Source organism: Microbacterium sp. KR10-403 (genome assembly GCF_040196215.1).
Taxonomy (GTDB): Bacteria; Actinomycetota; Actinomycetes; order Actinomycetales; family Microbacteriaceae; genus Microbacterium.
The window spans coordinates 623,455-650,036 of record NZ_JBEGDC010000002.1; the positions used below are offsets into that span (position 1 = coordinate 623,455).

Annotated in this window: 31 protein-coding genes; 4 read left to right on the top strand and 27 right to left on the bottom strand. The window is 68.9% G+C overall.

The annotated features are described in order from the left end of the window. Nucleotides 1-58 precede the first annotated feature (58 nt). The 3 genes from hisC to ABMQ42_RS06480 all read left to right on the top strand — a co-directional run bounded on the left by hisC (nucleotide 59) and on the right by ABMQ42_RS06480 (nucleotide 2,703). Nucleotides 59-1,147: a histidinol-phosphate transaminase gene (gene hisC / locus ABMQ42_RS06470; RefSeq protein WP_349722035.1), complete on the top strand. Its 1,089-nt coding sequence runs from the start codon at nucleotides 59-61 to the stop codon at nucleotides 1,145-1,147. Between the two features lie 232 nt (nucleotides 1,148-1,379). Continuing rightward, entirely contained in the window at nucleotides 1,380-1,718 is a 339-nt protein-coding gene (locus ABMQ42_RS06475; protein ID WP_349722036.1) for a hypothetical protein, read from the top strand. Between the two features lie 40 nt (nucleotides 1,719-1,758). Then, the gene (locus ABMQ42_RS06480) at nucleotides 1,759-2,703 is read left to right on the top strand and encodes a Ppx/GppA phosphatase family protein (RefSeq protein WP_349722037.1); all 945 of its coding nucleotides are present in this window, start codon (nucleotides 1,759-1,761) and stop codon (nucleotides 2,701-2,703) included. A gap of 15 nt (nucleotides 2,704-2,718) precedes the next feature. On the opposite strand, the gene glmM is transcribed toward ABMQ42_RS06480, so the two are convergent. The 8 genes from glmM to ABMQ42_RS06520 form a co-directional block, all read right to left on the bottom strand. After that, nucleotides 2,719-4,080 (bottom strand): phosphoglucosamine mutase, encoded by a 1,362-nt coding sequence (gene glmM / locus ABMQ42_RS06485; RefSeq protein ID WP_349722038.1) that lies wholly within the window; start codon nucleotides 4,078-4,080, stop codon nucleotides 2,719-2,721. A gap of 8 nt (nucleotides 4,081-4,088) precedes the next feature. Further along, nucleotides 4,089-4,568: a 30S ribosomal protein S9 gene (rpsI, locus tag ABMQ42_RS06490; protein ID WP_349722039.1), complete on the bottom strand. Its 480-nt coding sequence runs from the start codon at nucleotides 4,566-4,568 to the stop codon at nucleotides 4,089-4,091. A 26-nt stretch (nucleotides 4,569-4,594) separates the two neighbouring features. Further along, complete coding sequence (gene rplM, locus ABMQ42_RS06495) at nucleotides 4,595-5,041, bottom strand: 50S ribosomal protein L13 (protein ID WP_349722040.1); 447 nt, start codon at nucleotides 5,039-5,041, stop codon at nucleotides 4,595-4,597. A 215-nt stretch (nucleotides 5,042-5,256) separates the two neighbouring features. Further along, nucleotides 5,257-5,433, bottom strand: coding sequence for a hypothetical protein (locus ABMQ42_RS06500; RefSeq protein ID WP_275277490.1), 177 nt, complete (start codon nucleotides 5,431-5,433; stop codon nucleotides 5,257-5,259). Between the two features lie 32 nt (nucleotides 5,434-5,465). Further along, nucleotides 5,466-6,176 (bottom strand): endonuclease/exonuclease/phosphatase family protein, encoded by a 711-nt coding sequence (locus ABMQ42_RS06505; protein ID WP_349722041.1) that lies wholly within the window; start codon nucleotides 6,174-6,176, stop codon nucleotides 5,466-5,468. A gap of 126 nt (nucleotides 6,177-6,302) precedes the next feature. Continuing rightward, nucleotides 6,303-7,073: a hypothetical protein gene (locus ABMQ42_RS06510; protein ID WP_349722042.1), complete on the bottom strand. Its 771-nt coding sequence runs from the start codon at nucleotides 7,071-7,073 to the stop codon at nucleotides 6,303-6,305. Nucleotides 7,074-7,194: 121 nt separating this feature from the next. After that, the gene (gene truA, locus ABMQ42_RS06515) at nucleotides 7,195-8,040 is read right to left on the bottom strand and encodes a tRNA pseudouridine(38-40) synthase TruA (RefSeq protein WP_349722043.1); all 846 of its coding nucleotides are present in this window, start codon (nucleotides 8,038-8,040) and stop codon (nucleotides 7,195-7,197) included. A 10-nt stretch (nucleotides 8,041-8,050) separates the two neighbouring features. Continuing rightward, on the bottom strand, nucleotides 8,051-8,365 hold the full coding sequence (locus ABMQ42_RS06520) for a hypothetical protein (RefSeq protein ID WP_349722044.1): 315 nt from the start codon (nucleotides 8,363-8,365) through the stop codon (nucleotides 8,051-8,053). A gap of 185 nt (nucleotides 8,366-8,550) precedes the next feature. Here ABMQ42_RS06520 and ABMQ42_RS06525 point away from each other — a divergent pair, with 185 nt between their 5' ends. After that, nucleotides 8,551-10,407, top strand: a complete 1,857-nt coding sequence (locus ABMQ42_RS06525) for an acyltransferase family protein (protein ID WP_349722045.1) — start codon at nucleotides 8,551-8,553, stop codon at nucleotides 10,405-10,407. A 218-nt stretch (nucleotides 10,408-10,625) separates the two neighbouring features. On the opposite strand, the gene rplQ is transcribed toward ABMQ42_RS06525, so the two are convergent. From rplQ to rplF, 19 genes are all read right to left on the bottom strand, one after another. Continuing rightward, nucleotides 10,626-11,171, bottom strand: coding sequence for a 50S ribosomal protein L17 (rplQ, locus tag ABMQ42_RS06530; protein WP_349722046.1), 546 nt, complete (start codon nucleotides 11,169-11,171; stop codon nucleotides 10,626-10,628). 35 nt (nucleotides 11,172-11,206) lie between these two features. Then, the gene (locus ABMQ42_RS06535; RefSeq protein WP_349722047.1) at nucleotides 11,207-12,202 is read right to left on the bottom strand and encodes a DNA-directed RNA polymerase subunit alpha; all 996 of its coding nucleotides are present in this window, start codon (nucleotides 12,200-12,202) and stop codon (nucleotides 11,207-11,209) included. Between the two features lie 146 nt (nucleotides 12,203-12,348). Further along, a complete protein-coding gene (gene rpsK / locus ABMQ42_RS06540) occupies nucleotides 12,349-12,747 on the bottom strand; it encodes a 30S ribosomal protein S11 (protein ID WP_129385805.1) in 399 nt (132 codons plus the stop codon). 38 nt (nucleotides 12,748-12,785) lie between these two features. Next, complete coding sequence (gene rpsM, locus ABMQ42_RS06545; protein WP_349722048.1) at nucleotides 12,786-13,160, bottom strand: 30S ribosomal protein S13; 375 nt, start codon at nucleotides 13,158-13,160, stop codon at nucleotides 12,786-12,788. Nucleotides 13,161-13,309: 149 nt separating this feature from the next. Further along, complete coding sequence (rpmJ, locus tag ABMQ42_RS06550) at nucleotides 13,310-13,426, bottom strand: 50S ribosomal protein L36 (RefSeq protein WP_084516090.1); 117 nt, start codon at nucleotides 13,424-13,426, stop codon at nucleotides 13,310-13,312. 67 nt (nucleotides 13,427-13,493) lie between these two features. Further along, entirely contained in the window at nucleotides 13,494-13,715 is a 222-nt protein-coding gene (gene infA / locus ABMQ42_RS06555; RefSeq protein WP_013583992.1) for a translation initiation factor IF-1, read from the bottom strand. 158 nt (nucleotides 13,716-13,873) lie between these two features. Next, the gene (locus tag ABMQ42_RS06560; RefSeq protein ID WP_349722049.1) at nucleotides 13,874-14,491 is read right to left on the bottom strand and encodes a TetR/AcrR family transcriptional regulator; all 618 of its coding nucleotides are present in this window, start codon (nucleotides 14,489-14,491) and stop codon (nucleotides 13,874-13,876) included. 28 nt (nucleotides 14,492-14,519) lie between these two features. Next, nucleotides 14,520-16,706, bottom strand: coding sequence for a YhgE/Pip domain-containing protein (locus tag ABMQ42_RS06565; RefSeq protein ID WP_349722050.1), 2,187 nt, complete (start codon nucleotides 16,704-16,706; stop codon nucleotides 14,520-14,522). Continuing rightward, complete coding sequence (locus tag ABMQ42_RS06570; protein ID WP_349722051.1) at nucleotides 16,703-19,639, bottom strand: YhgE/Pip family protein; 2,937 nt, start codon at nucleotides 19,637-19,639, stop codon at nucleotides 16,703-16,705. The genes ABMQ42_RS06565 and ABMQ42_RS06570 overlap by 4 nt, the downstream gene beginning before the upstream one ends. Nucleotides 19,640-19,778: 139 nt before the next feature. Continuing rightward, nucleotides 19,779-20,456: a DsbA family protein gene (locus ABMQ42_RS06575; RefSeq protein WP_349722052.1), complete on the bottom strand. Its 678-nt coding sequence runs from the start codon at nucleotides 20,454-20,456 to the stop codon at nucleotides 19,779-19,781. A 139-nt stretch (nucleotides 20,457-20,595) separates the two neighbouring features. Next, nucleotides 20,596-21,291 (bottom strand): DsbA family protein, encoded by a 696-nt coding sequence (locus ABMQ42_RS06580; protein ID WP_349722053.1) that lies wholly within the window; start codon nucleotides 21,289-21,291, stop codon nucleotides 20,596-20,598. A gap of 11 nt (nucleotides 21,292-21,302) precedes the next feature. Further along, a complete protein-coding gene (map, locus tag ABMQ42_RS06585) occupies nucleotides 21,303-22,181 on the bottom strand; it encodes a type I methionyl aminopeptidase (RefSeq protein ID WP_502884630.1) in 879 nt (292 codons plus the stop codon). Beyond that, nucleotides 22,138-22,740 (bottom strand): adenylate kinase, encoded by a 603-nt coding sequence (locus ABMQ42_RS06590; RefSeq protein WP_349722054.1) that lies wholly within the window; start codon nucleotides 22,738-22,740, stop codon nucleotides 22,138-22,140. The genes map and ABMQ42_RS06590 overlap by 44 nt, the downstream gene beginning before the upstream one ends. Beyond that, complete coding sequence (gene secY, locus ABMQ42_RS06595) at nucleotides 22,737-24,059, bottom strand: preprotein translocase subunit SecY (RefSeq protein ID WP_349722055.1); 1,323 nt, start codon at nucleotides 24,057-24,059, stop codon at nucleotides 22,737-22,739. The genes ABMQ42_RS06590 and secY overlap by 4 nt, the downstream gene beginning before the upstream one ends. A 137-nt stretch (nucleotides 24,060-24,196) precedes the next feature. After that, the gene (gene rplO, locus ABMQ42_RS06600) at nucleotides 24,197-24,787 is read right to left on the bottom strand and encodes a 50S ribosomal protein L15 (RefSeq protein WP_349722056.1); all 591 of its coding nucleotides are present in this window, start codon (nucleotides 24,785-24,787) and stop codon (nucleotides 24,197-24,199) included. Further along, nucleotides 24,787-24,972, bottom strand: coding sequence for a 50S ribosomal protein L30 (gene rpmD, locus ABMQ42_RS06605; protein ID WP_129385822.1), 186 nt, complete (start codon nucleotides 24,970-24,972; stop codon nucleotides 24,787-24,789). The genes rplO and rpmD overlap by 1 nt, the downstream gene beginning before the upstream one ends. Continuing rightward, entirely contained in the window at nucleotides 24,972-25,685 is a 714-nt protein-coding gene (rpsE, locus tag ABMQ42_RS06610) for a 30S ribosomal protein S5 (RefSeq protein WP_349722057.1), read from the bottom strand. The genes rpmD and rpsE overlap by 1 nt, the downstream gene beginning before the upstream one ends. Beyond that, a complete protein-coding gene (gene rplR / locus ABMQ42_RS06615; RefSeq protein ID WP_349722058.1) occupies nucleotides 25,682-26,041 on the bottom strand; it encodes a 50S ribosomal protein L18 in 360 nt (119 codons plus the stop codon). The genes rpsE and rplR overlap by 4 nt, the downstream gene beginning before the upstream one ends. A gap of 2 nt (nucleotides 26,042-26,043) precedes the next feature. Further along, the gene (gene rplF / locus ABMQ42_RS06620) at nucleotides 26,044-26,580 is read right to left on the bottom strand and encodes a 50S ribosomal protein L6 (protein ID WP_349722059.1); all 537 of its coding nucleotides are present in this window, start codon (nucleotides 26,578-26,580) and stop codon (nucleotides 26,044-26,046) included. Between the last annotated feature and the right edge of the window lie 2 nt (nucleotides 26,581-26,582).

Sequence of the window (26,582 nt, forward strand, 5' to 3'; positions counted from 1 at the left end):
TATTATGAATTGATTGGTACGGCGAGTCAAATGAGCCGGGCCGGAGAGGAATCAGAGGATGTCTGCGACAGAGACGGGTGCCGTGCGCGTGCGCGAGGACCTGGATGCCGTGCCGGCGTATCGACAGGGCCGCTCCGTCGCCGCGGGCGACGAGGAGACGGTGTTCAAGATCTCGTCGAACGAGAACCCGTATCCCCCGCTGCCCTCGGTCCGCTCCGCGGTGGCCGCGACGCTCGAGCGCATGAACCGCTACCCCGAGTCGGCCGCATCCGCCCTCACTGCGCGCCTCGCCGATGAACTCGATGTCTCGCCCGCGCAGCTCGTGTTCGGAGCCGGCTCCATCGAGATCGTCTCGCAGCTCATCCGCGCCACGAGCGGACCCGGTGACGAAGTCATCTATGCGTGGCGCTCGTTCGAGGCGTATCCGATGCTCGTACGCACCGCGGGCGCGACGCCCGTGGAGGTACCACTGACCGCAGATCACCGCCACGACCTGCCCGCGATGGCTGCGGCGATCACCGACCGCACGCGTCTGATCATCGTCTGCAACCCGAACAATCCGACCGGCACGACCGTCGGCGCGGCCGAGCTCGAGGAGTTCCTCGATCGGGTACCCACGCACATCCCCGTGCTCCTCGACGAGGCGTACGTGCATTTCAACCGGCGCGCCGACACGGCCGTCGGACTGGAGGTCTTCCGCCGCCGACCCAACATCGTGGTCGCACACACGTTCTCGAAGGCGTATGGGCTGGCGGGCATGCGCATCGGATACGCGGTCGCACACGAAGAGCTCGCCTCAGCCATGCGCAAGATGGCGGTGCCCTTCGGGGTCACGACTCCGGCACAGACCGCTGCGTTGGCCTCGCTGCAGGCCGGTCGCGAGCTCCAGGAGCGCATCGATGCGCTCATCGTCGAGCGCGAGCGCGTATTGACCGCCCTGCAGCAGCAGGGCGTATCAGTGCCCGAGACGCAGACGAACTTCGTGTGGATCCCACTCGGCGACGACACCGACGAGGGGGCGCGGCTGTTCGAGACGCACGGCCTCGTCGTGCGCGCGTTCTCCGGCGAGGGGCTCCGTGCGACGATCGCCGAGACCGAGGCCAACGATCGGATCATCGCAGCCGCGGCATCCCTGCACGCACACTGATGGGATGTCCGCCTCGCAGGACATCCGCGCCCACACACCGAGAAGCGCCGCCGACACCCCCGGGATCGCGAACCCGTCCTGCGGGATGAACACGACGAAGGGATGCCGCAGCGTGCCGCCGCGACTTCTCTACAGGCGGCCCGCACGGCGGCTTCTCCACAGATCGCTCACCGTGCGGTGAGCACCGTCCTCGCACGTGGCATTCTCGAAGAGCCCGGACGACAATGGAGGCGTGGACATCGTGACCGAACCGCAGACCTGGGTGCTGCTGGGTGTGTTCACCACGATCATGCTCGGCGGCATGACATTGATGACCACGTTGCTCACCCGCGCCATGACAGCCAGCACTGACGGTCTCCGCGGCGAGATCGGCAGCGTCCGCGGCGAGATCGGCAGCCTGCGCACGGAGATGAACGCACGATTCGAAGGCACGGATGCCAAGTTCGCCGCGATCACCTCGCAGTTCGACGCGGTGAACGCCCGCATCGACAACCTGCACCATGAGATGGACGCCCGCTTCGCGAGCCTCGACCGTGACGTCGCGGCGCTCACCAAGCGCGTCATGGGCTGACCCCTCCCCGCCCCGCACCCGCGCGCACTACGCTTTCACCGTGCGCCTCGCCGTCCTCGACATCGGATCGAACACCGTCCACCTGCTGATGGCCGACGTCCGGCCCGGGGGCCGCCCGCTCGCGGTGACGAGCGAGCGCGCGGTGGTGCGCCTCATGCGCTTCCTCACCCCCGACGGCGCGATCAGCACCGAAGGCGTGGAAGCGCTGCGGGATGCCACGACCCGTGCCCGCGATCTGGTCGCAGGCGAGCACATCGACGAGTTCCTCGCCACCGCCACCTCGGCGGTGCGGGGTGCAACCAACGGCGCCGAGGTGATCGCGATGATCGAAGAGATCCTCGGCACCGAGCTGCAGGTGCTCGACGGCGAGACCGAGGCGCGACTCACGTTCCTGGCCGTGCGTCGCTGGTTCGGGTGGGCCTCGGGCAACATCCTGCTCTTCGACATCGGCGGCGGCTCACTCGAGCTGGCCACCGGTGCCGACGAGCTGCCCGACGTCGCGGCATCCGTGCCGCTGGGCGCCGGCCGGATGACCGTGCAGTTCCTGCCCGACGACCCGCCCGGAGACATCGCGGTCGAGGCGCTGCGCGCGCACGCGCGCGAGGTGCTGACGCCGGTGGCCGAGCGCTTCGCCGCGCAGCCTCGGCCCGATCACGTCGTCGGGTCGTCGAAGGCGATCCGATCGCTGGCGCGGCTCGCCGGATTTCCGGCCGCGGGCTGGAACGGCAGCGAACGGATGCTGCTGCCCCGCGCCGCGCTGGGCTCGTGGATTCCGCGGCTCGCCCACATTCCGGCATCCGCCCGCCAAGAACTGCCCGGGATCACCCCCGACCGCACGTTCCAGATCGTCGCGGGCGCCGTGGTGCTGCACACCGCGATGGAACTGCTCGGTGCCGGCGAGCTCGAGGTCAGCCCGTGGGCGCTGCGCGAGGGCGTGCTCCTGCGCTACATCGAGTCGATGGCGTGGGACCACCTCGGGCGATAAACCCGACGAGCCGAGCTATGCGGGCAGTGCGAGATGCTCGCGCACGACGTCGGCGAGACGCCCTGCGACCTCCGAGGCCACATCCACGTCGGCGGCCTCGACCATCACGCGCACGAGCTGCTCGGTGCCCGATGCGCGCAGCAGCACGCGGCCGCTCGTTCCGAGCGATCCCTCGGCCTCGAGCACGGCGGCGGCGACGACGGGGTGACCGACCTGGGTGCGGTCGACGTCCTTGACGTTGATCAGCACCTGCGGGTAGACCGTCATGACCGAGGCGAGCTCTTCGAGCGATTTACCGGTCTGCGCCATGCGGGCGAGCAGATGCAGGCCCGTCAGTACGCCGTCGCCGGTGGTGGCGTGCTTGCTCATGATGACGTGACCCGACTGCTCGCCACCCAGCGAGAAGCCGCCCTGGTTCATGCGCTCGAGCACGTAGCGGTCGCCGACCGCCGTCTGCTCGACGCGGATGCCGTGGGCGGCCATGGCCCGGTGCAGCCCGAGGTTGCTCATCACGGTGGCGACGAGCGTGTCGTCGGCGAGCTCGCCGCGCTCCTTCATCGACACCGCGAGGATCGCCATGATCTGGTCGCCGTCGACGATGTTGCCCGCGGCATCCACCGCCAGACACCGGTCGGCGTCGCCGTCGTGGGCGATGCCGACGTCGGCGCCGAGGCGCACGACCTCGAGGGCCAGCTTGTCGATGTGCGTCGAACCGACGCCGTCGTTGATGTTGACACCGTCGGGGTCCGCACCGATCACGGTGACGCGGGCGCCGGCATCGCGGAACGTCTCGGGCGAGACGCCGGCGGCGGCCCCGTTCGCGCAGTCGAGGACGACGTGGATGCCGTCGAGCCGGTGCGGCAGCGTCGACAGCAGGTGCAGGGCGTACCGGTCTTCTGCGTCGGCGAAACGGCGGATCCGCCCGACGTCGGCGCCGGTGGGCTGCAGCTTGGGGCGCGACATGGCGGCCTCGATGCGCTGCTCGACGACGTCGGGCAGCTTCACCCCGCCGCGCGCGAAGATCTTGATGCCGTTGTCGGGGGCCGGGTTGTGCGACGCCGAGACCATGACGCCGAAGTCGGCGTCGATCGATCCCACCAGGAACGCTGCCGCCGGGGTCGGGATGACGCCCGCATCGAGCACGTCGACACCCGATGCCGCGAGACCGGCGGCGACCGCCGCGGCCAGGAACTCGCCCGACACGCGCGGGTCGCGCGCGACGACGGCGGTGAGGCGCTTGCCCGCTGCACGACGAGCGTCGGCAGTACGGCCCTGGCCCAGGACGACGGCAGTCGCCTGGGCCAGGGTGAGCGCGAGATCGGCGGTGAGGGGGCCGTTGGCCAGCCCCCGCACGCCATCCGTGCCGAAGAGAGCCATGGGGCCGATCAGCGCTTCGAGTACTGAGGAGCCTTGCGAGCCTTCTTGAGACCGGCCTTCTTGCGCTCCTTGACGCGAGCGTCGCGGGAGAGGAAGCCGGCCTTCTTGAGGGTCGGGCGGTTGTTCCCGGCGTCGATCTCGTTCAGCGCACGGGCGATGCCCAGGCGCAGGGCGCCCGCCTGGCCCGAGGGGCCGCCGCCGTGGATGCGCGCGACGACGTCGTACGAGCCGGTCAGGTCGAGCACGGTGAACGGGTCGGTGATCAGCTGCTGGTGCAGCTTGTTCGGGAAGTAGTCCTCGAACGCACGGCCGTTGATCGTGATCTTGCCCTCGCCGGGGATGAGGCGCACGCGGGCGATGGCCTGCTTGCGACGGCCCACAGCTGCGCCGGGAACGCTGAGCACGGGGCGGGGAGCGGTCTCGACGACCGTCTCGGCCGAGCTCTCGGTGGTGTAGTTGGTCAGTTCGGTGGAGTCGTTGTTCGCCACGAGTTGGTCCTTTGTGTCTGCGGCGCTTACTGGGCGACCTGGTCGAAGATGTACGGCGTGGGCTGCTGCGCGGCGTGCGGGTGCTCGGCGCCGGCGTAGACCTTCAGCTTCGACAGCTGCTGGCGGCCCAGCGAGTTCTTGGGGAGCATGCCGCGGACGGCCTTCTCCACCGCGCGGACCGGGTTCTTCTCGAGCAGCTCGGCGTAGTTGACCGCCTTCAGACCGCCCGGGTAGCCCGAGTGGCGGTAGGCGATCTTCTTCTGGAGCTTCTGGCCGGTGAGGGCGACCTTGTCGGCATTGACGATGACGACGAAGTCGCCGGTGTCGATGTGGTTCGCGAAGGTGGCCTTGTGCTTGCCCCGCAGAAGTGCGGCGGCGTGCGAGGCCAGGCGGCCGAGAACGACGTCAGTGGCGTCGATGACCAGCCATTCGCGCTGGACTTCGCCAGCCTTGGGAGTGAAAGTGCGCGTCACAGTAGTGCTGCTTTCTTGATCGAACGGAGAGGTTCGTGAATCCCACTCCGGGGTGGTTCGTCGGAAACCGTCGAACACGCCAGTGGAGGGCTCACGTTCGTGTGCGCCAGCAGGAGCGAACGCACCAAAGACTCAGTCTAGGGCATCGGGATGCCGCGGCCAAATGCGCGATGCCGGGCACCCCTCAGGGGACCCGGCATCGCGAAACTCTGTGGTTACGGCAGCTCGCTGGTCTTGTGGTCGTGGCGCGACTTGTGCATCGGGATGCCGATGGCAGTCGAGACCAGAAGAAGGCCGAGCACGAAGATGACCGATTCCCAGCCGTCCACGAACGGGGCGTAGCCGAAGCAGGCGAAGCCCGCGACGAACAGCACGAAGCAGAGGATGAACATGCTTTTCCTTCCAGACGAACCGGTGCGCCTACTCAGGCTACCGCGTCTGCAGGCCGGCGGCGTACATGGGGCGTCGCCATCCGCGCGGTCACGAGGATGGGGAGGTGGTCGCTCAGCCCCTGCGGCAGCGTGCGGATGTGGTCGATGTCGAACCCGTTCGATGTCGCGAAGTCGTAGTACCCGCGGAAGTAGCGGTACCGCGTGTAGGTGCGGGTGTCGCTGAGGGTGAGCTCGTAGCCCTGGTCGCGGATCGCCTGGCCGAGGTTCTCCTTGAAGACCGGATAGTTGTAGTCGCCCACCATGAGTGCCGGTTCGTTCCGCTCCCCCATCTCGCCGAGCTCCTCGAGCGCGGTGCGGATCTGGTGCCGCCGCAGCGAGTTCAACGCCGTCAGCGGTGCTGCATGGAACGACGCCACGACCAGGTCGCGACCCTGGTCGATGTCGTGCAGACGGACCCCCAGCATCCGTTCTTCCGCGGGCTTGAGCACCCGGTCGTGCAGCGACTTCTTCAGACCGATCGAGCGCACCTCGAGCGGCTGGTACATGTGCACGCGGTAGTAGACGGCCAGGCCCAGCCGGTTGCGGTGCGTGACGTCGGCCAGTCGCAGATCACCGATCTGGGAGGGGATGTCGTCGGTGTCGCACTCCTGCAGGCACAGCAGGTCGGCGCCGTGTGCGTCGACGAGTTCGGTCAGCTCACCGGCCGCCCGATGCTTGCGCAGGTTGTACGAGATCAGCTTCATGGTGCTCTCAGAGTAGGCCGAGATCCTGACGAACGGCCACGGTTCTTTCTGTCAACCAGCAGGGAGACGATCCCGGACTCCGCGTCATCGCCGCGCCGCGGACCGGCGCGGCGATGACGCGAGAAGTCAGCCCGCCTGTTGCTGCAGGGCGCTGAGGTCCATGACCTCGTCCTCGGCCGGAGCCGTCACGGCCGGAGCACTGTTGTAGTCGCTGAGCACGATCTTGCCGTTCTCCGTCGACGAGAAGCCGGCCAGCTGCGGCTCGGCATCCGTCGTGATGTAGTACGTCATGTCGTCCTTCGCGGCGTACGAATAGACCTGTCGGCCCTCGAAGTCGACGAGCGTGCCGGCGGCCTGCGGGTCCTTCATGTCGTCGGCGGTGGGGAACTCCTCGTCGAACGACGACATGAGCCCCTTCAGCGTCATCGAATCCATGCCCGCGGTCGCCTCCTCGGGCAGCAGCAGGTACTTGTCGCCCAGCAGCTTCGCCATCGTGCCCGACGAGTCACCGAGGTTGTTCTTGAAGAACAGCTCGGAGGCCTTGATGTAGACCTTGTCCGACACGCGCACGATCGTGGCCTCGGCCGTCTCGCCCTTGACCTTGCCCTTCATCGCCAGGGTGAAGTCACCGGTGTCGGAGAGCTCGCCGGAGGCCGTGACATCCATCTTCGTCCCGTTGCTGTCGACGTTGCCCGTGAAGCTCAGCGACGTGAGGCTCTTGTAGTCGGCCGAGACCTTGTCGGCGATGTCGGCGAACGCCGGCCCCTCCTGGGAGACCTGCTGCTCCTGGCTCGCAGCGGTCTTGCCGCCGGTGGCCGGCGTCGCCGCGGCGCAGCCGGTGAACGCCAGAGAGCCGGCGACGGCCAGCGAGGCGAGGGCGAGTGTGGCTTTCTTCATGAGTTCCTCTCCGTGCCGAAGACGCGGCACGTGTCGCCCGGACGCGCAGTGGGTCCGGGCTGGTGTCATGGGGGGACCATGAAAACCCTATGAGAAGCTCTGCGAGAGTGCGAATCGGTCCCTACTCGCGATCGCGTCGCGCCCGCGTCTGCTCGGCACGCGTCGCCAGCAGCTCATCGGCGGGATAGCCGACCTCCGCGAGCGTGAGCCCGCGCGCCGCCAGCACCTTGAACGCACTCGTGCGCGCGCCCGCATCGCGCAGCCGCGCGGCATCCTCGATCGACAGCCGCCCCTCGCCGACGGCCACGCACGCACCCACCAGCGCGCGCACCATCGAATGGCAGAACGCATCCGCGCGGATGTTCGCGACCAGCACCCCGTCCTCGGCGCGATGCCAGTCGAACTCGAGCAGCGTGCGGATCGTCGTCGCCTCTTCGCGCGGCTTGCAGTACGCGGCGAAGTCGTGCAGACCGATCAGCGACCGGGCCGCGGCATCCATCGCCTCCACATCGAGGGATGCACGCACCGTCGTCGTCCGCGCCCGCTCGAGCGGGTCGTAGCCGCTCACCAGGTCGGCCACCCGATACTCATACCGCCGCCACACCGCCGAGAAGCGCGCGTCGAAGCCCTCGGGCGCCACAGCGGTGCGATGCACCGTCACATCGGGATAGGCGCCGAGCGCGCCACGCACGCGATGGGCGAGGCGTGCGACGGGATCGGATGCCCCGTCCCGCCGCGTGCGCGTGAGCAGCCGCTCGCGCTGGTCGTCGTCGAGGTCGAGGTGGGCGACCTGCCCCCGGGCGTGCACACCCGCATCGGTGCGCCCTGCCACGACCAGCCGCGGCTGCCCGCTGAGGATGCGCGCGAGCGCGTCTTCGATCGTGCCCTGCACGGTCCGCAGGCCCGGCTGACGCGCCCACCCGCGGAAGTGCGTGCCGTCGTAGGCGATGTCGAGCCGGATGCGCACGCCCTCGAGCCTAGCCGGACCCCGGGGAGAGCGTCGCCGCGAGGAAGAACGCATAGAGGGCCGGCCCCAGCGCCACCGCCGCGCCGGCGATCGCGATGACGAGGGCGATCACGCCGAGCGCACGCCCGCCCGCCCGCACCAGCGCGACGATCGCGAGCACGAACCCCGCGAACAGCAGTACGAGGGCGCCGGAGAACCGCACCGACGTGAATGCCAGAGCGAACCCGCCGGCGGAGGCGACGACCGCCACGATGCCGAGCACGCGCGCAGCGCGCCCGGGCGCGGCGCCGTCGGATGGGGCCACCTGATCGGCTGAGCGCGACATGTCCCCTCCTCACCGGCCCGGCGTCCCATGCGGCCGGGGCCGCGAGTCCCCTACGCCCCGATGCTAGACCTCCGGTGTTCGTCGCGCGAGAGCCGGCGTGCGACGTCGCGGAGACCGTTGAGCGGCCGCTCGACGGTGGCGGCGGCATAGACTGGGAGCAGCCCTTCCCCGCCTTTCGGACACCGATGACACAGCCCTCTTCCGCCCGCCGTTTCGCGGGCCTGGATGGACTGCGCGCCATCGCCGTCGCTCTGGTCGTGATCTACCATCTGTTCCCGGGATGGATGCTGCACAGCGGCTTCATCGGCGTCGACATGTTCTTCGTGATCAGCGGCTTCCTCATCACGTCGCTGCTGCTGCGCGAACGGGCCGCGCACGGCCGTATCGACCTCGTCGACTTCTGGCGCCGACGCGCCCGACGCCTGCTGCCGGCTCTGGCGCTGCTCGTCACGGTCGCCGCCACCTGGGCGTGGGCCGTCGGCGGCGACGTGCTCGTCCGACTCGGTCCGCAGGTGTTGGGCGCCGCCACCTTCAGCTACAACTGGGTGTCGGTGGCCGCCGGGGCCGACTACTTCTCCGCCGACACCCCCGAGCTGTTCCGAAACCTGTGGTCGCTGGCCGTCGAGGAGCAGTTCTACTGGGTCTGGCCGCTGCTGCTGCCGTTGCTTCTGCTGGTACGGCGGCGATGGATCCGCGCGGCCATCGCGGTGGTCGTCGCCGCGGCATCCGCCCTCTCGATGGCCGCCGTCGTCGACGACGGCGCCACCCGCGCCTACTTCGGCACCGACACGCACGCGTTCGGTCTGCTGCTCGGCGTGGCCCTCGCCGTCGGCCTCGAGCGGGTGCTGGCGACGCCCCCGCGCTGGCTGACCGGAGCCACGGCCCGCACCGTGGGCGGCACGGTCGGCGCGCTGAGCCTCGTGGGGCTGGTCGCGGTCGCCACACGGCCCGAGACGCAGGATGCGGCGTCCTTCCCCGGAACCCTCGCCGCCGCCTCGCTGCTGACCGCCGTCGTCATCGTCAGCGCCACGGCCCCGGGTTCACGCCTGGGTCCGCTGCTCGACGTCGCGCCGCTGCGCTGGATCGGCGACCGCTCGTACGGCATCTACCTCTGGCATTGGCCGCTGCTCGTGCTTCTGACGGCGATGTTCGGCTCCTCGGCGTGGTTCGGGAGCGTCGCACTGGCGCTCACGATCGCCTGCGCCGCCGCGTCGCACCGCTGGGTGGAAGAGCCCGTGCGCCGGCGGGGCTTCCGCACCGCGCTCCGGATGCTGCGAGCCCGCCTGTCGGGTGCGCCCGCGCCCCGCTTCCGCGCCCTCACCGCCCTCGCGCTCACCGTCGTGGTCGTGGGCGGCACGACCGCCGCGATCGCCACCGCACCCGACGAGACCTCGGGTCGCGCCGCCGTGGAGGCCGGTCAGCGCGCGCTCACCCAACGCACTCCCCCGCCGCGCCCGCCACTCGTGCCCGCCGATGTACAGCGGCACACGCGGTCGACCTCGCCCGCCCCGGTCGAGGGCACGCAGATCGACGCGATCGGCGACTCGGTCATGCTGGCCTCCGCCCCCGCCCTGCTCGACCGCTACCCGGGCATCCGCATCGACGCCGAGGTGTCGCGCTCGCTGTGGGCGGCACCCGGCATCATCGCGGGCTTGGGCAGCGGCCTGCGCGACTACGTCGTCGTCGGCCTCGGCACGAACGGCGCCGTCGACGACTCCGTGCTCGACCGCGTGCGCGACCAGCTCGGCCCCGATCGCCGGCTCGTGCTGGTGACGGCCTCCGCGCCGCGCCCATGGATCCCGGGCGTGAACAAGGACCTGCGCGCATATGCCGGCGACCACCCCGACGTGCTCATCGCCGACTGGGCGAGCGCCATCGCCCCGCATGAGGATCTGCTCGCCGAAGACCACATCCATCCGGGCTCCGCCGGTGGCCACTACTACGCCGACGCCGTCGCCGATGCGATCACGACCGACCAGCGGGACCGCGCGCGGGCCCGTGACCGGATGATCCTGCGCGTCGACGAGTTCTCGGCGGCCTGAGCCGGGCGCGCTGCCGCGGCGTTCAGACGCCGCTCGGTTCAGAACTCATCAGATCCGTGCCGTGTGACCGGTCACACCGGGCGATCGCCGCCCCACGCGCGCGGATGGACGGAGTTCTGAACGCCGCGGGGCCGCGGGCCGCGGCATCCACGCCCCGTCAAACGACGAGACCCGCACACCGTGCGGTGCGCGGGTCTCGTGCGAGTACGAGCGGAAGACTACTCGGCCTTCTCCTCGGCGGGAGCCTCGTCAGCGGCGGCCTCCTCGGCCGGAGCCTCAGCAGTCTCGGCAGCTGCCTCTTCGGTCGGGGCCTCCTCGGCGGCGGGAGCCTCCTCAGCAGGAGCCTCCTCGACCTCGGGCTCGGCCTTCTTGGTGCTCTTCTTCGCCGGCGTCGCCTTCTTGGTGACGGGCTCGAGGACGAGCTCGATCACGGCCATCGGCGCGTTGTCGCCCTTGCGGTTGCCGACCTTGGTGATGCGGGTGTAGCCGCCCTCACGGTCGGCGACCAGCGGCGCGATCTCGGTGAACAGGATGTGCACGACTTCCTTGTCACCGATGACCGACAGCACGCGACGACGCGCGTGCAGGTCGCCGCGCTTCGCGAACGTGATGAGACGCTCGGCGAGCGGACGCATACGCTTGGCCTTGGTCTCGGTCGTCTTGATCGACTTGTGGGTGAACAGCGCGGCGGCGAGGTTGGCAAGCAGCAGGCGCTCGTGGGCAGGGCCGCCTCCGAGGCGGGGACCCTTGGTGGGCTTAGGCATTCTCAGTTACTCCAGGGTGAAAAGTCGATCGAAGATCAGTCGTTCTCGGGCTCGTCGTCGTAGCCGCCGTAGAAGTGCGCGCCGTCGAAGCCGGGCACGGAATCCTTCAGCGACAGGCCGAGCGAGACGAGCTTGTCGCGCACCTCGTCGACCGACTTCTGTCCGAAGTTGCGGATGTTCATCAGCTGCGTCTCGGAGAGAGCGACCAGCTCCGACACGGTGTTGATGCCCTCGCGCTTGAGGCAGTTGTACGAACGCACCGAGAGGTCGAGGTCCTCGATGGGCATCGACAGCTCGGTCGACGCGACGGTCTCGACCGGCGCAGCGCCGATCTCGATGCCCTCGGCGTCGACGTTCAGCTCGCGGGCGAGGCCGAACAGCTCGGTCAGCGTACGACCGGCCGAAGCCACGGCGTCGCGCGGCGAGATCGCCGGCTTGGTCTCGACGTCCAGGACCAGCTTGTCGAAGTCGGTACGCTCACCGGCACGGGTGGCGTCGACGCGGTAGCTGACCTTGAGGACCGGCGAGTAGATCGAGTCGACCGGGACCTGCCCGGCCTCGGCGTACTCGTTGCGGTTCTGCGTGGCCGAGACGTAGCCGCGGCCGCGCTCGATCGTGAGTTCGAGCTCGAAGCGCGCGGTGTCGTTGAGGGTCGCGATGACCAGGTCGGGGTTGTGCACCTCGACACCGGCCGGAGCCGAGATGTCGGCCGCGGTGACCTCGCCGGCGCCCGTCTTGCGCAGGTAGGCGGTGATGGGCTCATCGCGCTCGCTCGAGACCACGAGCTGCTTGATGTTGAGGATGATCTCGGTGACGTCTTCCTTGACACCGGGGATGGTGCTGAACTCGTGGAGGACACCGTCGATGCGGATGCTGGTGACGGCCGCGCCGGGGATCGACGACAGCAGGCTGCGACGCAGCGCGTTGCCGATCGTGTAGCCGAAACCGGGCTCCAGAGGCTCGATCACGAATCGGCTGCGGAACTCGCCGATCTTCTCCTCGGTCAGGGTGGGACGCTGTGCAATGAGCACTATGTGTTCCTTTCGTGCGACGTGCCCGCTATATGACACGTGCAGTTGGTGAGGTGTTGAGTTTTCTCGAGGGATGCCGCGACCCGCGGCATCCGGAAGCACGATCGTGCCGGATGCCTCTCAGCGAGGCATCCGGCGACGAAATCTCAGACCCGGCGACGCTTCGGCGGGCGGCACCCGTTGTGCGCCTGCGGCGTGACGTCCTGGATCGAACCCACCTCGAGGCCGGCGGCCTGCAGCGAGCGGATCGCGGTCTCGCGGCCCGAACCCGGACCCTTCACGAAGACGTCGACCTTCTTGACACCGTGGTCGGCGGCCTGGCGGGCGGCCGACTCGGCGGCCATCCCGGCCGCGTACGGGGTCGACTTGCGCGAGCCCTTGAAGCCCACGCCACCCGACGACGCCCAGCTGATGACGGCGCCCGAGGGGTCGGTGATCGAAACGATGGTGTTGTTGAACGTCGACTTGATGTGGGCCTGGCCCAGCGCGATGTTCTTCTTCTCCTTGCGGCGCGGCTTGCGCGCAGCGGACTTGGCCTGTGCCATTGTGTCTGTTCTCCTGAATCCGTGACGCGGGCGCTAGATCAGCGCGCCTTCTTCTTGCCGGCGACCGTGCGCTTCGGGCCCTTGCGGGTGCGCGCGTTGGTCTTGGTGCGCTGACCGCGGACCGGGAGACCACGACGGTGGCGGATGCCCTGGTACGAGCCGATCTCGACCTTGCGGCGGATGTCTGCGGCGACCTCGCGGCGCAGGTCACCCTCCACCTTGTAGGTGCCCTCGATGTGGTCGCGGAGCTGGACGAGCTGGTCGTCGGTGAGGTCCTTGACGCGGATGTTCTCGTCGATGCCCGTCGCTGCGAGGATCTCGTTCGAACGGGTGCGGCCGATGCCGTAGATGTACGTGAGTGCGATCACCACGCGCTTGTCGCGCGGGATGTCGACGCCGGCAAGACGTGCCATGCGCTTCTCCTAGGAGTTGGTGGAGGTGTGGAGCAGAATCGGTGCCCGGGCCTCCGCCCCGGGGTGTCCCCTCGTGAGAGGTTCTGATGCTGCCTGTAGTGATATTGAGTTGTGGAGAGTGGATGCCGCGACCCGCGGCATCCGTCATCTCAGCCCTGGCGCTGCTTGTGGCGCGGGTTGGACTTGCAGATGACCATGACGCGCCCGTGACGGCGGATCACCTTGCAGTGATCGCAGATGGGCTTGACGCTCGGCTGAACCTTCATGATGTTCCTGTTCGCTGTCTTCGCCGGGCGGGCACGACGGTGCCCGGGGCGTTACTTCTCGACCGGTCTAGCGGTAGCGGTAGACGATACGGCCACGGGTCAGGTCGTACGGGCTGAGCTCGACGACCACGCGGTCTTCGGGGATGATGCGGATGTAGTTCTGCCGCATCTTGCCGGAGATGGTGGCGAGCACCTTGTGACCGTTCGTCAGCTCAACGCGGAACATCGCGTTGGGCAGCGCCTCGGACACCGTGCCTTCGATCTCGATGACACCGTCTTTCTTCGCCATAGCCTCGCTATCGTTCATGCAGACCGGCCGGTCTGCGTGGATGGGGTGGTGGTGCCGGCCTCGGAAAGAGACACGCCGAAACAGGCGCAAGGCACCAAAGAATTAGTATATGCGCCCGAGGTCCACCCGGCAACTCGACGACCGGCGCCGGCGCCGTGTCATTCGGCGGCGAGGACCTCCGGGTGCGCGTCCAGGAGCGCAGCCTGCTCCGACCAGGGTACGCCGACGATGCTCAGCACGACCCGGACCACGGTTCCGGCCCCGTCGCTGCTCGGCCGCAGCTCACGCAGGGTGGCCCGGCCGGTGCGCTCGACGAGGAAGGTGAGCAGCCCCTCCGGCATGTCGCGTCGGAACGCCCCTGACGCGACGCCGTCGGCCACGAGCTCGCGCACGCGGCGCCGCAGCGGCGCCAGCGCCTGCACCGTCTGCGCGACATGCGCATCGTCGAGGGCGATGTTGGCCGACGCGCGCACGGCCGACGCCTCGCGCCACAGCCGGGCGGCCATCCGCGCCAGCGCGACACGCGGATCGGGGTCGTCGGTGAGCTCGGCGATGCGATTGAACCGTTCGGCACCGACCGAGATCACCTCGCGCAGCAGGCTCTCGCGATCGGCGAAGTGCCCGTACAGAGCCCGACGCGACAGCCCCGCCGCATGCGCGATCGCGTCGAGCGATGCATGCGGATCCGCCGCGAGCAGCGTCTGGGCCGCGTTCAGCAGCGCCTCCCGGTTCGCCGTCGCGTCCGCTCGGCGCGCGCGACCTCCCCGGGCCGTCACGGCGTCTCCCTCTTCGTCGCAGACACGGTCACATCAGCTTCGTCGACTCGGTGGCCTCGATGATGCCGTGCACGACAGAGATGAGCGGGCGGCGCAGCAGCAGGCCGACAAGGAGCGCCGGCACGGCGAACACCGCGAGCCAGCCGAGCGACGCCCAGTAGTCGCCCGCGTAGACCCCCGCGAGCGCCGCGCGCAGGGCGGCGACCGCGTGGGTCGCGGGAAGGAACGGCGACACGTTCTGGAACCACGTCGGCAGCAGCTGCAGCGGATACGCCCCGCCCGACCCGGAGATCTGGATGACCAGCACCAGCACCGCCAACGCCTTTCCCGCGTTGCCGAATGCGACCACGGCCGTGTAGATGAGCAGGGTGAACACGAGCGAGACCACCCACCCGGCCAGAATGAGCAGGAACGGATGCGCCGGCTCGATCTGCACGAACAGGATCAGCCCGAGCATCACGAGGGAGCTCTGCGCCAGGCCGAGCAGCGCGAAGATCCCGTATCGGCCCAGATACGTCTGGTTGAGGCTGAGCTCGCGCCGGTCGGGGAGGGTGCCCGCCGGGACGTCGACGCGGATCGCGACCGTCATCAGCAGCGCGCCGACCCAGAGCGCGAGGACCGCGTAGAACGGCGCCATGGCCGCCCCGAAGCTGACCACGGGGAACACCGCGATGCGGTCCACTCCCACCGGCTCGGCCAGCGATGCCGCGAGGGCACTCGGATCGGCCCCGATCACCCTGCTGACCTCGCTCAGGTCGCCGGTGTCGGCGGCCGTCGCCAGTGCCGACGACAGGCGCTCGAAGGTGTCGGCGGCCTTCTCCAAGGACGCGGAGATGCGCTTCGTGGTCGCCTGGGCGTCGGTCAGCGCCGATGTCACGTCCCCCGATGCGCCGGACAGACGCGTGGATGCCGCGGACAGGTCGCCCTTGACGGCGGCGATGTCATCGTCGATCGAGGCGAGTGTGCCCGAGAGCCGGTCGAGCTGGGGCTTCAGGGTGTCGTCGAACGACGCCTCCGCCTTGTGCAGCGCAGCCTTCGCGGCGGCGATCGCGTCGGTCAGCTTCTTGTGCTCGGCCTGCGCGGAGGCGTTGCTGTCGGCGAGGTCGCTCGCCGAGGTCGTGAGCCGATCGTGCGCGGCCTGCTGGCGGTCGATCGCCTCGTCGATCGACGCGACCACCGTGTCGAGCGCCGGCTGCGCCGCGTCGGGAAGGAGCGGACGGATCTCGTCGACGAGCCGATCGCGCACCGTGGTGTAGGCGTCGATCTGCTGCCGCACCCCCGCGGCGAGGGTCGTGAGGACGTCGCCCTGGTCGCCGCTGAGGCCGTCGGCCTGGGTGAACAGATCGTCGATGCGATCGGCGACCGCGTCATAACCGGCCGAGGTGCGGGAGATCGCGTCCGAGAGCGACCCTGTCGCCGTTTTCAGGACCGACTTCAGCTCGCCGACCGCACCGGCACCGGTGCCCGCGGCATCCGACGCACTGGAGAACGCGGATCCCGCGTCGGTGACGAGTGACGAGGCGCTGTCGACCAGCGGGATGCTCGACTGGATCAGCGACGTGAACATGTCAGCCGTCTGGGCCCCCGACCGCAGCTGGGTCGCGACCCCGCCGATGCGTGCCTCGAGTCTCGTGAGCGCCGCTTGGGTGTCGGCGTCGGTGAGGTAGTCGGACAGCGAGGAGACCAGCCCGAGCGAGATCTCGCCGAGCGTCTCGGTGAAGACCTCGTTGATCTGCGCCGAGACCGCTTCGGCCCCCTGCCCGGTGATCTTCGGGGCGAGCGCGTTCTTCTTCTCGTTCGTGTAGTACGCGAGGTGCGTGCGCTCTCCGCCGTCGGCGAAGAACGTCATCATGTCGGTGGAGAACTCCGGCGGCAGCACGATGGCGGCGTAGTAGGCGCCCGACTTCGTGCCGTCGATGGCGTCGTCCTTCGTGGTGACGACCCAGTCGAGGTCATCGTTGGCGCGCAGCGCCGACAGCACCTGGTCTCCGATGTTGATGCGGATGGGCACGAGGTCGCTCTCGTATCCTTCGTCGGCGCTGGCGACGGCGACCTTCAGGTTCTTCGTGTTGCTGAACGGATCCCAGCTCGCGATGACGTTGAACCACGTGAACAGCGCGGGGATCACGACCAGACCGAACAGCACGATCACGGCCATGACGTTCGACGATGCGCGCCGCAGGTCGCGGCTGATGAGCGCCAGGATGTTCCTCATGCGCGCTCACCCCCGTCCGCGGACCGTCCGGAGTCGTCGGGTTCGGGCTCGTCGGGTGACTCCGGCACCGCGATGCCTTCGAGAGCTGCCGGCTGTCCGGCCGCGCTCCCGGCATCGGCGTCCACCGGCTGCGTCTGTTCGGGGTCGCCCTCCGGACCGAACAGTCCCATCACCTCATCGAGGTCGTCGAGGGCGGCATCCTCCCCCGCGTCCTCCGGTGCGGCATCGCCTTCAGCCTGCTCCGGCGGGTTGTCCGCCGCCATCCTCTCCGGCGCGGCATCCATGGTCATCGTCTCTGGGCCGGCATCCCCCGCCATCGTCTCCGGTGCGGCATCCGTCGCCATCGTCTGCGCGGCGGCCGACGCGGGGCCCGTCTCCTCCCCCGCTGCGGCGAGCACGTGCGCGTGCGGTGTGCGCTGCAGCACGGCCTCACGCAGTCCGGCGTCGTCCATCCCACCCAGTTCAGCCGCCACCTGGAAACTCTGCCTGATGTACTCGAGCGCGATGAGGAAGCCGATGGCCAGCAGGCACCACGCGACCCAGATGCCCAGAACGGTCGCATGACCGCCGGGGACCAGCCACGCGACGAGGGCCAGCACGGCGAGCCCTGCCACGGCGGTCAGCGCCGTCACCTTCAGCAGGGTCGGGTAGTGCCGCACGAAGGGGCGGGAGCGGCGTGCGAGGTCATCGCGGAAGTCATCGCGATCGTTCATCGCGTGGATGACGTCGGTCAACCGGTACCGGCTGCCCACCACCTGCACGTCGTCGGCGACGAGCAGATCGGTCGCGGCCACCTGGCGGCCGAACATGAGGTTGAGGTTGGCCAGCCAGCGTCGCAGCACGAGTCCGAGCACCCAGGCGAGCACGACGAACACGGCCAGCGCGCCGAGGAACCGCCAGTAGTGGCCGTCGTAGAAGCCTGCGATGGTCTCGCGCATCGCGTCGATGCCGTAGGTGAACGGCAGGAACGGGTAGAGGGCCCGGAAGAACCCCGGCATCATCTCGATCGGGTACAGGCCCGACGCCCCCGGGATCTGCATGATCACGAGCAGCACGCACAGCCCGCGCCCGATATGGCCGAACGCGACGCAGAGGGCGTAGATGATGCTGATGTAGGCGAGCGCGATGAGCACGCCCGTGCCGACGAAGGCGGTGGCGCTGACCGTCTGCACCCCGATCACGAGGTTGCCGATGCACACGACCAGCGCCTGCGCGACCACCAGCACCGCGAACAGCAGGAACCGGCCGACGTACGCCTGCCGCACCGTGACGCCCTCCACGCCCTCGGTGTCCACCTCGGTCTTGAAGATGACCATGAGCACGAACGCGCCGATCCACAGCGAGAGGTTCGTGAACAGCGCCGCCATCGCCGAGCCGTAGGTGTCGATCGGGAACAGCACGTGCTCGGTGACCTCCACCGGCGACGCGACGAACCGTGCGATCTGTGCGGGGTCGAGCCCGGAGATGGTCTTCAGCACCCCGGCCTGCGCGGCCGCGCCCAGCGCGATGACGTCGGTGCGCGCCGTCGTCAGACCGTCTTCGATGCCGGCGAGATTCCCTGCGAGAGCGTCGACCGCGTCCGCCGTCGACGCCAGCTGCGTGTCGAGCCCCGCCAGCAGCTTCTGCGCCTGGGCGAGCTGCCCCCGCTGGGCGTCCAGTGCCGCGGAGAACGCGCCCGCGCTCGTAGACAGCGCCGACATCGCGCGGTTCAGCGCCGGCACGGAGTCGGTCAGGGTCGTGCGCAGGTCGCCGGCGGCGTCCTGCGCATTCCCGGTGGCGGTGTCGAGGTCCTTCGCGGCTGACTCGATCGCCGACGTCGCAGACCCCGCCTGTGCGTTCAGTGCCTTCAGGTCGCTCAACAGCTGCTGGTCGTTCGCATTGCGCGCCTGCAGCGCGTCGATCACCTCGTTCAGCCGCTGCTCCACGTCGGAGTCCAGCCCGCCGCCGTCCACGAGCTGCTGCAGCCGATCGATGGCCGCCCCGTTCGCCTCGACGACGCTCGACACGTCGTCGATCGCTCCGTCCACCCGCACGCCGACCGTGGAGAACGCCTGGGTGAGCTCGGTGACGACGACGTGGGCGCCACCCGCGGCATCCGCCAGCCGGCTCGCCCCCTCCACATACGCCGACGTCGCCGCGTCGGTGAACGCGACCACCTGCGTCTGCGCGTCGGAGATGATGGACTGCGCCTGACCGATCGCGGTCTGCACATCGCCGAGCGTCGCGTCGACGCCGCCGAGCGTCGATCGCACCGACGAGACGTCGTCGCGCGACGCGGTGAGGTCCGATGAGAGCCCGGTGAGCTTCTCACGCGCCGCCGCGACGCTGTCCGTCGCTTCGTCGACGGCGTTGAGCGTCTTGCCCTTCGCGGACAGCAGCTGGTCCTGCACCTCGCCGCCGGCGTTCTTCAGCGCCTCGGTCGCCGCCTGCGCGACCTGTTCGGAGAACGCGCTCGTGATCTGCTTGTCGATCTCCGACGCGCCGACGTCGGTGACCTTCGGCGCGACCGCGCTGGCCTTCTCGTTGACGAAGTACCGCAGCTGGGGCTGGGTGAACTCCCCCGTCGTGATGCTGACGAGATCGCGGCTGAAGTCGGCCGGGATCACGATGGCGGCGTACGCGTCGCCGCTGCGCACCGCGCGTTGGGCGTCGTCCTCGCCCATGAACGTCCACCCGAGCTGATCGTCGCTCTTCAGCTGGTCGACGACCTGAGCGCCGACGTCGAGCTGCCCGGTGAGCTCGGAGGTCGCGCCTTCGTCGAGGTTGACCACCGCGACACGGATGTTGCCGGTGTTGCCGTACGGATCCCAGAACGCGTTGATGTTGAACCACGCGTAGAGGGCGGGGGTGATGAGCACGCCGAGGACGATGATCCACGCCTTGCGCTGGCGGAGCAGTCGCCCCACGTCACGCCGGAAGACCCGCCAACTCATTCGCACCCGATCGATCATACACACAATCTGCACAGCGGTGTGCACATTAGCTGAGAGCACGGGGTACGGCGAAGGGCCGGACACAGCTCCGATGTGCTGTGTCCGGCCCCGTGCGCGGCGGCCCTCTCCGGGCCGGCGATTACTTGAGGTGCGCCGTGATGTCCGAGTCGAACGAGTAGGTCACGGAGACCGCGGTGCCGTTGACGACGACGTGCGGGGTGCCGGTCGCGTCCGAGGGCAGGCCCTTGGACTGGGCGAACGACTGGTACGTGTTCTTCGTGATGGCCTTCTCGAGGTCGCTCGTGACGTTCACCCCCGCGTCCTTGGCGATCTGGATGATCTGCTCGTCGGTCAGGCCCGCCGAGTTCTCGGCCGGCTGGTTCTGGTACATCGCCTGCATGAAGGCGTACGCGTTGTCGGGGTCGGCGACCGCGATCGCATAGAACGCACTCGCGGCGCGGCTCGAGAAGCCGGACGGCGACGTGCCGTCATCGAGGATGGTCACCGGGTGCACCTTGAGCACCGCGGTCCCGTCGTCGACGAGCTTCTTGATGGATTCACCCTCGGCCTGCTCGAACTGGTTGCAGTACGGGCAGAGGAAGTCGACGTAGGTCTCGATGGTGTTCGGCGCGTCGGCGTCGCCGAAGACGACGGCTCCGGCATCCGTGTCGACGATCCCGCCCGACGGCGACGCACCCGGCGCGGTCGCCTGGTTGTTGATCGCGATCACGACGCCGGTCACACCGACCAGCACCACGACAGCGATCACGCTCACCCAGATGGCGAACCAGTTGGTCTTGCGCACAGTGCTGGCCATGCATTACTCGCTCTCGTTGCTCGAAACGGTCCGTGCGCCCCTCAGCGCCGGCCCCGCAGCTCGTGGATCCGGCGCACGCGGCACCGGCTACCGTCATCCTGCATGCTCAGCCTATGCGCCTCGTGTGAAGCACCTGCGCTCACGAGAAGAGCGAGCGGATGTCGCTCGGGTCACTCGGCAGGGTGCTCAGCGCGATCGTCTCGCCGTTGATCGCGATCGTCGGCGTGCCGATCCCCTGCGCGCCGGGTGCGAGCGGCGTCTTCGGCGTCAGGCTCTGCACGAACGACACATAGGCATGCCCGGTGATCGCCTTCTCGAGGCTCGCCGTCACGTTCACGCCCGCCTTCTTCGCGACCTCGACGATCTGCGCATCGGTCAGCCCCGTCGAGTTCTCCTCGGGCTGGTTCGCGAACAGCGCGCTCATGAAGTCGTACGCGTGGGAGGGGTCCGCCACCGCCACCGCATACATCGCGCTCGCTGCACGCGACGAGTACTCCGTGCCCTGCGAGTAGCGATCCAGGATCGCGATCGGGTGCACGTTGAGCGTGATGCTGCCGTCGTCCACGAGCGCGGTGATCGCCGAGCCGTAGACCTGCTCGAACTGATTGCAGATCGGGCAGAGGAAGTCGATGTACGTGTCCATCGTGTCGTCGCCGTCGCCGAACGAGATCGCCCCGGTCGTCTGATCGACCACGCTGCTCTGCGGGGTCGCGCCCGGCTCGGTCGGCTTGTTATTCACGGCGATGACGATGCCGGTGACGACGACGATCACCACCACGGCGGCGATACTCAGCCAGATCGCGAACCAGTTCGTCTTGCGTGCAGCGGTGGCCATGGGTCCTCGCTCTAGTCGATCGGAACAGGGGTGACGCCGAAGGCGGCGAGCCCCGCCGCTCCCCCGTCGGGCGCCGTCAGCACCCAGATGCCGCCGTCGTGGACGGCGACGCTGTGCTCCCAGTGCGAGCCGTCGGTGCCGTCGACGGTCGATACCGTCCAGTCGTCGTCGCCGACGAACGTCTCATCGCTGCCGCCGACGACCATCGGCTCGATCGCCACGGCGAGCCCGGGCCTGACCTCGGGACCCGGTGCCGGCACGCGGTAGTTGAAGACCGAGGGGTTCTCGTGCATGCGACGGCCGATGCCGTGACCGACGTAGTCACGGAGGATGCCGTAGTCGTGCCCGGAGGCCTCGATGTAGTCCTGCACGGCGCCGCCCACCTCGCCGAGGTGCTTCGCCGACGCCAGCGCCGCGATCCCCGCCCACAGTGAGCCCTCGGTGACGCGCGAGAGCTCTTCGCGTGCGGCCACGAGTTCGGGGCGTGCGGGGTCGGGCACGACGACCGTGATCGCCGAGTCGCCGTTCCAGCCGCGGTATTCGGCTCCGGCATCCACCGACACGATGTCACCGGGCTCGAGCACCCGCTCGCCGGGGATCCCGTGCACGACCTCGTCGTTCACCGATACGCAGATCGTGTGGCGGTAGCCGCGCACCATCTGGAAGTTGGAGAGCGCACCGCGCGCCTTCACGACCGCGGCGGCCGCGGCATCCAGCTGCAGCGTCGTCGTCCCGGGCACGATGAGCGCCCGCACGGCGTCGAGCATGCCCGCCGTGATCAGGCCGGGTTCGATCATCCCCCGCAGCTGGGCGGGCGACTTGTAGATGCCGCGTCGCAGCACGATGTCAGACCGTCGCGGCGCGGGAGATGCCGCGCGCGGACAGCGCATCGGTGATCCGCGCGGTGATCTCGTCGAGCGAGCCCACCCCGTCGATCGTGTCGACGATGCCGCGCTCGCGGTACACCTCGAGGATCGGCGCCGTCTCGCTCTCGTAGATCGACAGGCGCTTCGCGATGGCCTCTTCGGTGTCGTCGGCCCGGCCCTGCTCCTTCGCGCGCAGCGAGAGACGGGCGATGCTCTCATCGCGCGGCACGTTCAGCTCGATGACCGCGTCGAGGCTCTCGCCGCGCTCGGAGAGGAACGCGTCGAGGTCGCCGACCTGCCGGATGTTGCGCGGGTAGCCGTCCAGGAGGAACCCGCCGGCGGCGTCCGCCTCGCTCAGCCGATCGCGCACGATCTGCCCGGTCAGCTCGTCGGAGACGAGGTTGCCCGCCGCGGTGATCGCCTTGACCTGCTCGCCGAGGGGCGTGCCCGCCTGGATGTTCGCACGGAACACATCGCCGGTGGAGACGGTGGGGATGCCGAGGGCCTGCGCGATGCGCGCGGCCTGCGTCCCCTTCCCCGATCCCTGCGGGCCGACGATCAACAAGCGGGCGGATGAGGTCATCGCAAGAGTCCTTCGTAGTGTCGTTGCTGCAGCTGGGCGTCGATCTGCTTCACCGTCTCAAGACCGACACCGACCATGATGAGGATCGAGGTGCCGCCGAACGGGAAGTTCTGGTTCGCACTCACCGTCGCCAGGGCGATCAGCGGTATCAGCGCCACGAGACCCAGGTACAGTGAGCCCGGCAGCGTGATGCGGGTGAGCACGTAGTCGAGGTACTCGGCGGTCGGTCGCCCGGCACGGATGCCGGGGATGAACCCGCCGTACTTCTTCATGTTGTCGGCGACCTCGGTCGGGTTGAACGTGATCGCGACGTAGAAGTAGGTGAACCCGATCGTCAGCAGGAAGTAGAACAGCCAGTACAGCGGGTGGTCGCCCTTGACGAGGTAGTTGTTGATCCAGGTGACCCAGCCGGCCGGGGACTCACCGGCGGCGGGCTGGTTGAACTGGGCGATGAGCGCCGGGATGTACAGCAGCGATGAGGCGAAGATCACCGGGATCACACCGGCCATGTTCACCTTGATCGGTATGTACGTGTTCGTGCCGCCGTAGGTGCGCCGGCCCACCATGCGCTTCGCGTACTGGACCGGGATGCGCCGCTGCGACTGCTCGACGAACACGATGAGCACCATGATCACGATGCCGACCAGCAGCACCATGAGGAAGACCTCGAAGCCCTTCGCCTGCTTGATGGCCCACATGGCCGACGGGAACGTCGCGGCGATCGAGGTGAAGATCAGGATCGACATGCCGTTGCCGATGCCCTTCTCGGTCATCAGCTCGGCGAACCACATGATCAGGCCCGTGCCGGCCGTCATGGTGAGGATCATGAGCAGCTGCGCCCACCACACGTCGTTGGTGAGCAGCTGCTGGCAGCTGGTGGCGGCCGACGAGCCGAACAGCTGACCGCTGCGGGCGACCGTGACCAGCGTCGTGGACTGCAGCAGCGCCAGCGCGATCGTCAGGTAGCGCGTGTACTGCGTGAGCTTCGCCTGGCCCGCCTGGCCCTCCTGATAGAGGGTCTCGAAGTGCGGGATGACCACGCGCAGCAGCTGCACGATGATCGTCGCGGTGATGTAGGGCATGACGCCCAGCGCGAAGATCGACAACTGCAGCAGAGCGCCGCCCGAGAACAGGTTGACCATCGACAGCAGGCCCTGCGTGCCGCCCGAGTCCTTCAGACACTGCTGCACGTTGATGAAGTCGACGAACGGCGTCGGGATGTGTGCACCCAGGCGATACAGAACGATGATCGCCAGGGTGAAGCCGATCTTCCGACGCAGGTCGGGGGTGCGGAAGACCCGCACGATGGCGCTGAACAAGTGGATTCCTCCAGAAGGGTTTCCGGCGCACGACACGGTGCGCACAGGCAACCAGCGTATCTCAGCGTTCCCGCCCTGCGGGACGCCGGGATGCAAGACGGGGCCGGAGGATGAACCCTCCGGCCCCGTCTGGCTGACTACTCCGCGGTGGCGACCGCGACGCTGCCGCCCGCCGCGACGATCTTCTGCTCAGCCGAGCTCGAGATCTTGTCGACGGTGACGTTCAGCTTGACGGCGATGTCTCCGGTGCCCAGCACCTTGACACGCTCGTTCTTGCGGACCGCGCCCTTGGCGACGAGGTCACTGACCGTGACCTCTCCGCCGTTCGGGTACAGCTCGGCGAGCTTGCCCAGGTTCACGACCTGGTACTCGACGCGGAACGGGTTCTTGAAGCCGCGCAGCTTCGGCGCACGCATGTGCAGCGGAAGCTGACCGCCCTGGAAGCCGGGGCGCACCTGGTAGCGCGCCTTGGTGCCCTTGGTGCCGCGACCGGCGGTCTTGCCCTTGGAGCCCTCACCGCGACCCACGCGGGTCTTGGCGGTGTTGGCACCCGGGACCGGACGCAGGTGGTGGACCTTGACGACGTCGGGACGCACCACGGGAGCGGCATCCTTCTTCGCCGGCGCCTTGGCGGCAGCGGCCTTCTTCGCGGGGGCCTTCTTGGCGGGGGTCTTCTTCTCGACCTGCTCCGCCGCGACGGCCTCTGTGTTCTCGGCCTTCTCAGCCATCAGTCGATCTCCTCAACCTGGACGAGGTGGGCGACGGCCTTCACGTAACCGCGCGTCTGCGCGTCGTCCGGACGGACGACCGAGTCGCCGATCCGCTTCAGGCCGAGGCTGCGCAGCGTGTCGCGCTGGTTCTGCTTCTCGCTCACCTTGGACTTGATCTGCGTGACCTTCAGACGGGACGCCATCAGGCACCTACCTTCTGCTCACGTGCGGCGGCCGCCTCAGCGGCCTCGGCACGGACGAGACGGGCCGGCGCGACCTGGTCGAAGTCCAGGCCACGACGGGCTGCGACGGAGCGCGGCTCCTCGAGGCTCTTGAGCGCCTCGACGGTCGCGTGCACGATGTTGATCGTGTTCGACGAGCCGAGCGACTTCGACAGGACATCGTGGATGCCCGCGCACTCCAGGACCGCACGGACCGGACCACCGGCGATGACACCGGTACCGGCGGCGGCCGGACGCAGCAGCACGACACCCGCGGCGGCCTCACCGGTCACCGGGTGCGGGATCGTCTTGCCGACGCGCGGAACGCGGAAGAAGTTGCGCTTGGCCTCTTCGACACCCTTCGAGATCGCCAGCGGCACCTCACGGGCCTTGCCGTAGCCGACACCGACCACGCCGTTGCCGTCGCCCACGACCACGAGGGCCGTGAAGCTGAAGCGGCGGCCGCCCTTGACGACCTTCGACACGCGGTTGATGGTGACGACGCGCTCCAGGAACTGGTTGTCGCCGCGGTCACGCGAGTTGCGGTCACGGTCGCGACCGCGCGAGTTGCGGTCACCACGACCGCCACGGCGCTGCTCGCGCTCGTTGGTGGGCGCCTCGGCCGTGGTGGCCTCGGCCGCCTGCTCGGGCGCTGCCTGGTCGGCGGTCACTTCGGTCTCCTTGTTGTCACTCACAGGTTCAGCCCTCCTTCGCGGGCGCCCTCGGCGATGGCCGCGACACGACCGGCGTAGCGGTTGCCGCCACGGTCGAACACGACCTCGGCGACACCGGCGCTCTTCGCGCGCTCGGCGACGAGCTCGCCGACCTTGCGGGCCTTGGCGGTCTTGTCACCGTCGAACGCACGGAGGTCGGACTCGAGGGTGGAGGCACTGGCCACGGTGTGGCCCTTGCTGTCGTCCACGACCTGAACGAAGACGTGACGCGACGAGCGGGTCACGACCAGGCGCGGGCGCTCGGCGGTGCCGACGACCTTCTTGCGAAGACGGGCGTGGCGACGCGCGCGGGCGTCGGACTTCGACTTCACAGCCATGCTTACTTACCAGCCTTTCCGGCCTTGCGCCGAACGACCTCGCCGGCGTAGCGCACGCCCTTGCCCTTGTACGGCTCGGGCTTGCGGATCTTGCGGATGTTCGCAGCCGCCTCGCCGACGGCCTGCTTGTCGATGCCGCTCACGGTGAGCTTGTTGTTGCCCTCGACCGTGAAGGTGATCCCGGTCGGCGGGTCGACCAGCACCGGGTGCGAGAACCCGAGGGCGAACTCGACCGAGCCGCCCTTCTGCTGCACGCGGTAGCCGGTGCCGACGACCTCGAGGCCCTTGGTGTAGCCCTGGGTGACACCGATGATGTTGTTGTTGATGAGCGTGCGGGTCAAGCCGTGCAGCGAGCGCGACTCGCGCTCGTCGTCGGGACGGGAGACCAGAACCTGGCCCTCCTCGACCTTGACCTCGATGGGGCGTGCCACGGTGAGCGCCAGCTCGCCCTTGGGGCCCTTGACCTGCACCTCCTGCCCGGAGACCTCGACGGTCACACCGGCAGGGATGTCAATGGGAAGACGTCCGATTCGCGACATGG